The organism is Microcoleus sp. Pol12B4, from assembly GCF_036701385.1.
Taxonomy (GTDB): Bacteria; Cyanobacteriota; Cyanobacteriia; order Cyanobacteriales; family Microcoleaceae; genus Microcoleus.
In genome coordinates this window covers 1-11,258 of record NZ_JAUBQR010000219.1, presented here as the reverse complement: position 1 = coordinate 11,258, position 11,258 = coordinate 1, and the positions used below count along the sequence as shown (strand labels likewise).

Here is an 11,258-nt window from a genome sequence, read left to right as displayed (position 1 = left end):
GTAAAGGCGAAGAAACCAGCAGTTGTAGAATTGCCTACGGCTGTAGCTTGTGCAGCTTCTAAAGAGGCATAACTGCCACCTGTGAAAATCACTAACTCTTTGCCAGTAATGTCAGGAGAAACCCCGCTAACACCGTCAAAGTTAGTTGTAGTCAAATTGCCGAAAGCGCTCGCGCTAAACTCGAATTTGTCTACCCCAACAGTAAAGTCGGAAATTTTATCGCCGCCTTCTTTAGTAGTCCTGTAAACAAACAGATCCGCACCACTGCCACCGCTTATGACATCCAAACCGAGCCCGCCGGTGATGGTATCGTTGCCGTCGCCACCGTTGATGGTATCGTTAAAATTGCTGCCGACAATGTTGTCATCGCCTGCTAAAGCATTGAAATTAACTGGAACCGGAAAAGTGCCGAAATTGAAATTGTCAGGGCCAGCAGTACCGACAGGAATATTTAGTGGCGGGCCCGTGAAGACAAAGTTATTGACTGTGAGCCGAACCTCCAGCGAGAAACTGGCCACAAGTTCAAAGCGCGCCCCAACACCATATACCAGCACCACACGGTTTGTCTCGGCATCTATAAACTGACAGAAAATAGGCACGTCTCGGTTGCCGCCCAACTCTGCAAACCGCGCTTCCAAAGTCGTGATGCTGTTAACAGTGGTATCCAGGGTGAAGTCGAGGAAATTACCGCTGCCGATCGAGCCAACAGTAGAAGTAGCAGTAATGTCCACTTTGGTCAAGATAGAAGCGTTGAGACTAAAAGCTGCGTTAGAGAACTCTAAAACATCGTCATCGACATTAAAGTCAGTAATAAAGTCAGCTTCTACAACTGTTTTAACCTCTTGGCGGGAAATGAAGTAACGAAAGATATCCTTTCCACCACCACCAATTAGAGTATTGGTTCCTAGACCGCCTTCGATCGTGTCATTGCCCTCATTTCCTGTTAATAGGTCATTCCCAGCACCGCCTACTACTGTGTCATCGCCGATGCCACCGTCGAGATCGTCATCGTCATCGCCGCCGTCGAAATCGTCATTGCCATCGCCGCCTTTGGCTTTGTCGTTGCCTTTGCCGGCTTTTAATGTGTCATTGCCGGCGCCAGCTTCGATATCGTCATCATCCTCGCCAGCGTCGATATTATCACCATCATCGCCGCCTTTAATTGTGTCCTTGCCTTTGCCGCCTTTAATTGTGTCATTGGCATTACCGCCTGTAATGTCATCGCCACCATCGCTGCCTTCGATGTCATTATCCAGCGTCGCAGAACCGACAATAACTTGAGGTTCTGTAGTGCCAGCAAAATTAAAGAAATTTGCCTCGACAGTGAAGCTAAAACGCTGGTTGATGAGATCTCTTTTGCCGTTGCTAACTTTAAAACCAAAACCAGCCGCACCCTTATAACCTAGTTTCGCTTTGAAACTTACCAAGCCTGAGTTAATGTCTGCTTGAGAGAAGGTAAAACCGGGTTCTGTTACGGCGACTCCCTTAAAGAATAGTTGACCGGTTGTAGCATCGGGCAGCTCGGTTACCGTGTAGATTGTGCCGGCAGGACCTTGCTGGTCATCAACAAAACTCAACAACTCAGGAGTAATAGTTTGCTCGCCGCCGCTGGAACCAGCAATCAGGATCTTATTAGCTTCCACTCGCGGAGGGTTAGAAATCGGGTTCGGAGTTGGAGTTGGAGTTGGAGTTGGAGTTGGAGTTTGAGGATTAACTCCCAAAAAGTCGGCAGCCGTGATCAGCGTTGCGTTGACATTCAACAATAGCGCCAAGGCGAAGTTATTGACCCGAATTTCGGTATTGCCACCGACTTGTATAAAGGTCAAGCTGCTAAAGTTCAAGTCCCCAAACAGCAGAAACTTGTCGCTGCCGTCCTCGAAGTCAGTGATGACTGCACTTGCCCCAGAGGTACTGTTACTCACGACATAAACGTCATTTCCAGCACCGCCGACACAGGTATGGTTGCCAGTACCGCCCATCAGCGTATCGTTGCCGTCGCCGCCCATTAGCGTATCGTTGCCGTCACCGCCGCCGCTAACGCTGTCGTCGCCGTCGCCGCCGCCTGCCATGTCATTGCCGTCGCCAGTAACGAGGGTATCGTTGCCGGCACCGCCCATCACGCTGTCGTCGCCGGCACCGCCCATCACGCTGTCGTCGCCGTCGTCGCCTTCACAGTTGTCGTTGCCGTCGCCGCCGAGCACGGTATCGTTGCCGGTGCCGCCGCTAACGCTGTCGTCGCCGTCGTCGCCACTGCAAACGTCGCTGTCGCCACCGCCCATCACGGTATCGTTATCTTTACCGCCGTTAACGGTATCGTTGCCGTCGCCGCCCTCACAATCGTCCTTGCCTCGATCGCCCCGGACGTTATCGTTGCCTTCGTCGCCCTTGCAATCGTCGTCGTCTTTGCCACCGTAGATGCTATCGTTGCCGGCGCCGCCCTTAACCTTATCCTTTCCTTCCTTGCCGTGGACCCAGTCATCGCCGTCATCGCCTTCGCAGTCGTCGTTGCCTTCGCCGCCGATCACGGTATCGTTATCTTTACCGCCGTTAAGGGTGTCGTTGCCTTTGCCGCCCTTAACGTTGTCTTTATCGCGATCGCCCTTTATTTCATCGTCTTCATCGCTGCCCTCGCAATCGTCGTCACCTTTACCTGCCTTGATTTTAATTTTTTTGTCACGCTTTCCGATGATTTTGTCCTTGCCTTTCTTGCCGAATATCTCCTCGGTATTGTCGGTGGCGACAATTACGTCATCATCATCGCTACCGATGACGGTTCGGCGGCGATCATCTATGCCGTTGCCATCATCTAAGTCATTGTCATCTTTGTCGCCTACACCTTCTTCTAGTACGCCGTTAGATTCCGCAATTTGGCTGTCATCAGCAGCACCTGTTTCGGGTGCACCGTTAGACAGATCCGAAAATAAGGCGTTAATGTCGGCGGTGTTTTCCGTGAGCGCTACCTGAATTATCTTGGCTAAGTCCGGAGCGGAATTTGGAGAGCTGTTGTTGCCTAAATCCACCACGTCACCGGGGGGGATCGGTGTAGTAAACAATTTGGGATCTATTTGTGTCATCTCAGGAATTTCTGTTTCATCTTTATCGGGAAAAAGTTTTCCCGCTTCTTCCAACGTTAGTTCATCCATTGTTGATATTTCCCAAAAAATGGTAAGCTTCTTAGAATCAATTTATCAGCAAACAGGAGGCTGCAGAAGAATTTTTTTAACTTCATGCTTTCGCCTGCTAGAGGAGCTGGTTTCCTCATCTTTACTCTTATAGATGCCACTTCAACCGCAAGGTTTTTTTCGCTCTGTTGCGAGTTTTATATTCTGCAATTGCCTACCAAAATTAATTGATCCGCAACCTACACTGTAATTACTGCGCCGAAGCGCCGAGCATTTGAGATGTTCTCGGTAATTTCTACAGTAAGCTGCGCCGAAGGGCCCCTGATTGTAGATTTTCTACGTAATTTCTACAGTGAATTAGCTGAATTTAAACTCGCAACTGACAACTCCTAAATAACTACCCAAAACTTGTATCCCCCAATTTTACCCTTGCTTTTTTTCCGATAACGGCTGGGTGTATTGAAGTTTTGTAACACTCCCAACTTTGACAAATCCTTCCCTGACTTAAGGATTTGAATCTCTTGACTAAACGACTGCACGTTTCTAATTTTAGTTCCCGATGAGTAATTAGAAATTTAGATAATTAGGCCGGGCAAATATTTGTTCTAATTTTTAGTTGCACAATTTTCTCTCGATTCGAGGAAATCTCGCGAACTGAGAAAAAAAATTTTTTCGGATCGATACTAAGAGTTTTGCCAAAATATATCTATCTCAAGACAGATTGTAACTTTTACTAAAAAGTAGTATTGACGCAGAATTCGTTTTTGGTGACAGTTGCAAGCTCGATCGGCATTTTGAGCGGGAATGGCCCACGGCGAGGCGGCGAAACCCACTTGCTTTGTAGAGGCTTGGCTACCAAATCCAATAATTCTCCGAGAAACCGGCATGATGAGGCTTAATCCTCTAGATGTCAAAAATGATGGTTGCTGGAGAGTACCGGAATAATTTGATTGCCATTGTATTGTTGAGAGTTCTTGGCTACTTAAGTTTATTTTTGCTGCTTAACGTTAACTAGATTAAGAGAGTTAAATTAAAAGTTTTGTATATCATAAAAGCGGTAAATTAGCAATGATTTTTTAGCAATTATCGATGGTCCACTATCGATTACCGATCGCCACTGAGGTCTTAAGGATGAGGGCGGAGGGCTTACGGATGAGAACCCAGGGCTGACCAATTAATTAATTGACACAAAATCCAGATTACACATGGGGGGCTGGTGGTAGAGGATAAGCGGTAAAGACCGATCGGCCGATCGCCAAAAAAAATAAAATACTCAACTTTCCCTGCGATATTGCCCTGAAACCGGTTGGCGAGAGCCGAAGTAATTTTAATAAGAACTAGAGATCCGCCTGGTAAAGTGCCTCCAATTTAACTTTACTCAGCAATGAGAAACTCAAGTTCACGACGAATCTAAAGGGGTCTGCGGTAGAGGTGCAAAATGTTAAAGATAGCAAGATTGGAGAAAATTCGGCTTTCACCGAGCCACAGGGCAATCAAAACTAATAAACTGTTATTAAAGTACAACTTTTATATCCTCAAAGTGTTTGAACAAATATATATGACCCCAGCGATCGCCCGATCGGGGGAAGCGAATTCAGAAACTTTGATAGAAAGAGTAAAAAATATGTTGCCGATCGCTATTGCTAGCCGCAAAAACGCAGGCAAATTCAGAATTAAGGCGGGAGGGCGCTAAATCGGTGAGCCAGGAATTTCAACTCTCAGTCACCCCTGTTGGGGACGACGAATATCTAGTCAGGACAGAAAGGGTTGCACCCGGTGTACCCTTAGCCGAACAACAAGTCCGCTGGCCGATCAACGAATGGCTTGCACTGTCTGCTCAACTGATGAACGACCCGCTGGTGGGCTTGCTCCAGGGAAAAGTAGTACAGGGAAGCAATTTGGCTGGTCGCGGCCTCTCCCGTTCGGGAAACAACTCAGCGCCGAATTTAGTAGCCCTGGGGCAACAATTATACAGCGGGCTGTTTCAAGGAAACTTGCGCGATAGCTGGACTTGTGCTCAAGGCATTGCCCAGCACCGCCGAGAAGTGCTGCAACTGCGACTCGGCCTCAAAGGTCGGCGCTTGCCACGACTTCCGTGGGAAGTTCTGCACGCCGGCGATCGCCCTTTGGCAACCGGCACCGATGTCGTGTTTTCTCGCTACCAACCAGGTACAAGTTTGTTCAAACAAACCCGGATAGTGCCTAGTAGCGGGCCACTAAAAATTTTAATGGCGATCGCCTCTCCGAGCGATCGAGACAGCTTGCAGCTCAAGCGAGAAGTGCTCCACCTGCAACAAGAACTCCAAAACCGCACCGCTAATCCTCTCAAAAACAGCCCCCATTCCCCGGAAATTCAACTGACTATTCTCGAACAGCCCGATCGAGAACAACTTACCCAAGCCCTAGAACAAGGACACTACCAAGTCCTGCACTACGCAGGTCACAGCAACTTAGGTTCCAGAGGTGGGGAACTCTACCTAGTCAGCAGCCGCACCGGCTTAACCGAAACCTTGAGTGGCGACGACTTAGCTGGATTGCTGGTTAACAACGGTATTCAGATGGCCGTGTTCAATTCCTGCCGCGGCGCCTACGGCGACCCCTCAGACCTCGCGGACGACAGCCCGGAACGGAACTTAACCGAAGCTCTAGTGAAGCGGGGCATTCCGGCGGTGCTAGCAATGGCAGAAAGCATCCCCGATGATGTAGCGCTAACTCTGACGCGGTTGTTTTACCGCAACCTCAATCAAGGCTATCCTGTCGATCTGAGCCTGAGCCGGGCTAGAGCAGGGCTAATTTCTGCCTACGGTTCTCACCAGCTATACTGGGCTTTGCCCATTCTCTACCAGCACCCGGACTTTGACGGCTATCTGATCGGTGGCCCAACCCACAGCGCGACATCCGGGTCTCGGATGCCAATAATCGCGTCGGGAACGCAGCCGGCTCTGGCAGGCACAGAATGGAATGCGCCACCTTCACTCTCGGCGATCGCCCAATACCCGCCAATGCCAGCCAATCGATCGCATGAGTCAGACAGTTCTGAGGGGGAAGTCTGGGAATACTTTCCTGACCAATTAAAAGATCGCAGGGATTGGGTTCACCAGAACGATCCAGTCGATGCTACTAATTCACCGAACTCACCGACGGCTTCGGAGTCCTCTATTCCTAATTCTGAGTGTTCGGCGATCCAAGCAACTCGCGCCGCTGCACCGACTCAAAAACCGTTAAAAAAACCGGGGTTGAAAAAATCTGTCGCCCTAATGCTTTGCTTATTGCCCGTTGCTTTGAGTGCTGGCTTTTTTGGGTGGCGCTACTCGCACCAGCGAGGCACGAAACCTGAAGAGTTACTACCGGCGGTACGGACTCCCCTGTCGCAAAATTATTTGCAACAACGCCACTAAAAGCGAGCGCCCACTGCAATGCCGAATTTAGACCCTTTTGGCCTAGCTCCAAACTGGGTGAGGTTTTTGCTGACCATTCGCGATCGGCTGTCGGTGGAAAAGCGATCGAAAGTATGTTGCTCGATCGAATCTCGGACTTACCTTCATCAGGTCGGTTTTTACCGAAAATAAGCAGCAGCGCAACCAAGCATCTAGGAAGAAACCGGGTTTCTCGTCGAGAGAGGAACTCCGGGACTGTTTGATATAGAATTCGTGGCGTTGCTGATTTATGGTATGAACGACTCAATCTGCAAAATAATGAAACCAGCGCGTCAGAACATCTTCGGAATTTCCAACTTATCTATTTTCATACCGTGAGTCAGCAACGCCGAATTCGTCAGTCGATTGTAGGTTTTCGACTTCGGCTTGAGCCGGGAGTCGAAGGAGTTGAGATTTTAGATTTACTGGACAGATGAATCTGCAAGCTTGAACAAGAGTCTAAAATTTAGATCTCTCCACGACAGGAGTCGGTGGCTTGTATGCGTTTTTGGGCGGGCTGATTCGGCAGCAGGAGCATTCGTCATTCGGCACAAGACAATAAAAGCCATAGTTGCAACAATTAGGAACGTCCTCACCGTCAGTGCGGTTGGTATATTTCACAATAATTAATTATGGAAGCGGCTGTGAGTTTGACGCGCCCCTCCAGTTGGTGGATAAATTTTGAGAGTCTGGCAGTTTACAGGCCACGAGTGGAAACCAATACATTTCCATCGAAAGTCCATGTCGGGAACCGCTACTAATTTGTAGTGCATCAAACATTTAAGCAGTTGTGCATTTAACTCGGTCTTTTTCAATTCCCCTGTGGAAATAACCTCAAATTCTCTGGGTTGTGGCCGGAGGAGGAAGATTTTCCCGAGTTCCCCCTACATATCTACTGATTCGTGGCGAAGTGTTAAGAGTCGCGAAGCAATCTCGCCCGATCAAAACTATTTCCCTCTTAGTGGCTGCCCGATGTTTCTGCAGGAGCGCCCATTGAGTCTGATTTTAGCTTAAACCCGTTCAACGAAGATGTGAAAATTCCTTCAATTTTTACCGGATTGCCTTCCCCAGACAGCGTTCTGTGGAAGTTATATGCCCAACACCTTAATAGAAGATTGCTCGTTGGTATTTGGGGTTTTGAAGGGATTTCCAGCCCAAAAAGTAGGGTTTATACCATTTTAGATTTTAGATTTTAGATTTTAGATTGAAGAATTGGGAATGACTTATTCCATAAGGGTTTGGAGCTTGCCTACAGTTGGATTCTTTTTGTAAACTGGTTTTGCAAGTAGCTGGCAGCGGCATCGAGAACAAGTGCTGCCTCCCCTTGTTGAGGTAAAAGTTAACCGCGGCAGGTAAATGCTTTCGCCAGATTTGCAGCGGCCGCGCTCTAGGTATTTCGATTCATGGCTGTCTTGTTTTTACCTTGACCACAGACTTGATCGGGGATTGGTGAATGCAGGGAACAGACTTTACTGTAAAAAAGTAAAGCATTTAATTTGCGGCAATAATTCCCCGCGCGATCGCTCTGAGGCTTACGCAAGGATTTGGGCCACAAGCAGCAAATTGATCGCCCTTCGAGCATCCTTACTTGCACCCCCGGTCTTGAGGATGCAGAAATTTATCCAGAATCTTAATATTCAGAATTCTTAGTATTGACAGTGAAACAAAGTTAATCTAATGTGTTGTAATTGATATAAGTAAAGTCCAATAAGCGAGGTACGGTCAATGGCAGAAACAGCTACAGCACCCTTAACAGGAAAAGGTCTGCTTCAAAAAATCAAAGGCAGTGATTTGCCACGCAGAGAACTTGCAAAGCTTTGCGGCTACTTCACTGTCAGCAAAAGTGGAGAAACCCGGATTAATCTGGCTGAGTTTTACGATGCAGTGTTAGCTGCTAAGGGCATTGAGCTAGAGAAGTCGAAAGCAGACGGACGCGGGCGAGAAGCGAGTTATCGAGCTAGCGTTCACAAGAATGGTTCGATCGTGATCGGGGCAAATTATACCCAAGAAATGGGATTAAAGCCAGGAGACGAGTTTGAAATTAAGCTCGGATATAAGCATATTCGCTTGATTCAGATCGATGTGGACAGACCGGATGTGGATGTGGATGATGAAGAGGAGGATACAGAAGAATAGAGGCGATCGTGATGCAGTCAGCCGATAGCAAGGCGACTGGATTTGGCATTCGCTACACGAGTATTTGCGCGCCACCCTTCGATTGAACTGATGAGCTGTCTTGACTATTTCTATTTTCTCTTGTCCCGCAAAGACTACAGTGCCTCTGAACTTCGCAAAAAGGGGCAAGAGAAAGGTTTTGGCAATGAGGAAATATTGGAGGCGATCGCGCAAATTCAAGACCGCGGCTATCAGTCCGACACTCGCTTGGTGGCAAACTCGATCGCCTCTGCAGCAGGCAAATACGGGAAGTCGGCCATCAAGCGCAAGTGCCTGCAAAAAGGAATTACCAACGATTTGTTCGAGCAAGTCTGGGAAGAAGAAATTGCCGAAAATCAGGACTCCGAAGCAGAAAAACTGGCCGAATTAAAAGCCAAAGTCATGCGGAAATACAAGATCGATACTTGGGGTAAAGCAGATCCGAAAACCAAGGGCAAAGTCTTGAATTACCTGCAATACAGGGGCTTTAATGCCTTTGAAATTTGGCGACAGTGGCAAACAGAAGAAGATGACGAGTAAATAGTAGGGTCATGCCAAGAGGTGCGGTCCAGATAGGCAAGCACAACTACACTGCTGCCGACAAGGCTAAAGTGTAAGTCCTGAATTTTTGTAAATGTATGTCAATCGTCAGGGTTGACTAAATAAGATTCGTACATCTGCCGGTGTCTGGCTAAAAGCTCGAGATATTTCTCGTTGATTTTGGCCAGCATCCATTTTTCTTGAAAAATGGCGGCGGATTCTGCTTTCACCGAATCTGCTTCTAGCGGCAAAATATCTTTTCGAGCAGCGGTTTGATCTGCAACAGACTTCAGCTTCTGAGGGTTTTGCTGGTATTTTCGACCGCTTTTGTGGTTGGCGTAGCGACGCGATCGAGTATACCCCATCTGCAAGAACTTGCGGGCCATGTCGGCTCCCACAAAATCTTCGCGATCGAGATACTCTAAAAACATGGAGTAAATTTTGCTGCTGGATTCCCTGGCAATTTCAGGAGTCTTAAATCTCCAGAAAAGCAGAATTTCTCCTTTGTAGGGTTCCACCAACAGCACTCCCTGTTCTCCTTTCCCTACGCGATAAAGTTCCGGGTGCTGTCGAAAGTCGATGTTCTTAAAATCCAAAGAGTAGTCGAACTGCTTCATGGGGCATTTTCTGTTCTATCTGGAACTATAGAAGCCCGGGGTTTACCTTCGTCTGGTTGGGTATAAACCCACGCCCAAGCAATGAAGACAGCTTGAAAAGGCAGCCTGAACCAATACAGTAATTGGTTGTGGGGAATCCCTTCTATCGGAATGTTGTTGACGGCTTGATTGATATTAGCTGGAAACACGGCAATAAACAAGGCAATTAATCCCCATGCGGCCGCCCTGCTGACAGGAGGAACTAACAGCCCAATGCCACCCAAAATCTCGAAAAAACCGCTGATATAAACCAAGGCTTCTGGGTAAGGAAGCTGGGGCGGGACGATTCGGATAAAAGGTGTCGGCACTGCAAAGTGCAGCACGCCTACAATACTCATAGCTACTGCGAGGATAACTCGCCAAATTTCTTTTTGACTTTTCATGGGCAATGGGTAATTAATAATTGTTAAATTGCTGCGATAAGGCTTGCCAAAATATGCTGTCTGGGATCTAGAGGGCCCTAAAACTGACATCCAAAAATTCCAGCTTTCCGAGTTTGTCTGCTCTGGCTGGTGGCTGTAACGATTTTATTGCGTAGAAAAACCAGGTTTCTGGGTAACTCCCAGACAAGTTTTCACAGCCCCAAACAGGAGGTAGCGAGAACTGGAATCGAAGGTCGGGGCGTTGACTGCCAAAAACAGATAGCGCGCATTTTGATAACAAGATTTTAATGTCTAGTTCCCTGCTGCTGTCTCTATCTTCGGGTAGTAAAACAGGATTTTTGTTCCGGATCGGGCTGCGTTAGCGGCCAAACCAGCGGGGGATTTTCTCGATTGATAAATGAGCCACAGCCTAACATTAAATAAATTATCGCGGGAATTGATGAGTGCGATTACTGTTAATTTTGACCTTGCTTTGCAGGCGATTTCCTACCCTTCACCGAAGGCACGCGCATTCGGGATAGCTTCGCTCGCGCGTACCTGGATTAGACTAAATAATGCGAGTAATTTGTCAAGAATTTTTAGAATTATTTAATATTTATGCTTTTAGGATTATTGGGAGAGGCAATTCCAGAACGCTCTGTAATTAAAATTACCGTCTAAAGTAAGGGTTTTGTCAACTTCCCACAGATGTTATAATGAATGAAATTATCGAAGTTGCTAAAAAGTCGATCGTCGTAGCCACTCCCAAATCATCCTGCTGGAATTCAAAATAGTCACCAACGGCAGGAACTTTTTACCCACCACATTATTCAAAAAGATTGAGCCTCCAAGCGCTGTGTCATTTTTATCTACACGCAATCAATCACCGACGACCATGAACACCTCACTAAACACCTCTAAATTTGGCATAAACCGGATGCTGCGACAATCGCTGTTGCTTGGCATCTTTTCTGCAGCAGCTTTAGCTAGCGGATGGGCGCCCGGTTT

At 47.6% G+C, this 11,258-nt stretch carries 7 protein-coding genes; 4 read left to right on the top strand and 3 right to left on the bottom strand.

The annotated features are described in order from the left end of the window. A partial coding sequence (locus QUA38_RS23620) for a cadherin-like domain-containing protein (protein ID WP_333166175.1) occupies positions 1 to 3,143 on the bottom strand: 3,143 nt, incomplete at its 3' end. A 1,417-nt stretch (positions 3,144 to 4,560) separates the two neighbouring features. Here QUA38_RS23620 and QUA38_RS23615 point away from each other — a divergent pair. The 4 genes from QUA38_RS23615 (at position 4,561) to QUA38_RS23600 (ending at position 9,232) form a co-directional block, all read left to right on the top strand. Beyond that, positions 4,561 to 4,815, top strand: a complete 255-nt coding sequence (locus QUA38_RS23615; protein ID WP_333166173.1) for a hypothetical protein — start codon at positions 4,561 to 4,563, stop codon at positions 4,813 to 4,815. A gap of 4 nt (positions 4,816 to 4,819) precedes the next feature. Beyond that, positions 4,820 to 6,520 (top strand): CHAT domain-containing protein, encoded by a 1,701-nt coding sequence (locus QUA38_RS23610; protein WP_333166171.1) that lies wholly within the window; start codon positions 4,820 to 4,822, stop codon positions 6,518 to 6,520. A gap of 1,743 nt (positions 6,521 to 8,263) precedes the next feature. Next, complete coding sequence (locus QUA38_RS23605) at positions 8,264 to 8,674, top strand: AbrB family transcriptional regulator (protein ID WP_172184952.1); 411 nt, start codon at positions 8,264 to 8,266, stop codon at positions 8,672 to 8,674. Positions 8,675 to 8,764: 90 nt separating this feature from the next. After that, complete coding sequence (locus tag QUA38_RS23600) at positions 8,765 to 9,232, top strand: regulatory protein RecX (RefSeq protein ID WP_006634375.1); 468 nt, start codon at positions 8,765 to 8,767, stop codon at positions 9,230 to 9,232. A 101-nt stretch (positions 9,233 to 9,333) separates the two neighbouring features. Here the strand turns inward: QUA38_RS23600 and QUA38_RS23595 are convergent, their stop codons facing one another. Together QUA38_RS23595 and QUA38_RS23590 are read right to left on the bottom strand one after the other, a co-directional pair. Continuing rightward, on the bottom strand, positions 9,334 to 9,849 hold the full coding sequence (locus QUA38_RS23595; protein ID WP_333166168.1) for a DUF4385 domain-containing protein: 516 nt from the start codon (positions 9,847 to 9,849) through the stop codon (positions 9,334 to 9,336). Further along, positions 9,846 to 10,361 (bottom strand): DoxX family protein, encoded by a 516-nt coding sequence (locus tag QUA38_RS23590; protein WP_333166166.1) that lies wholly within the window; start codon positions 10,359 to 10,361, stop codon positions 9,846 to 9,848. Before QUA38_RS23590 ends, QUA38_RS23595 begins: the two co-directional genes overlap by 4 nt. Between the last annotated feature and the right edge of the window lie 897 nt (positions 10,362 to 11,258).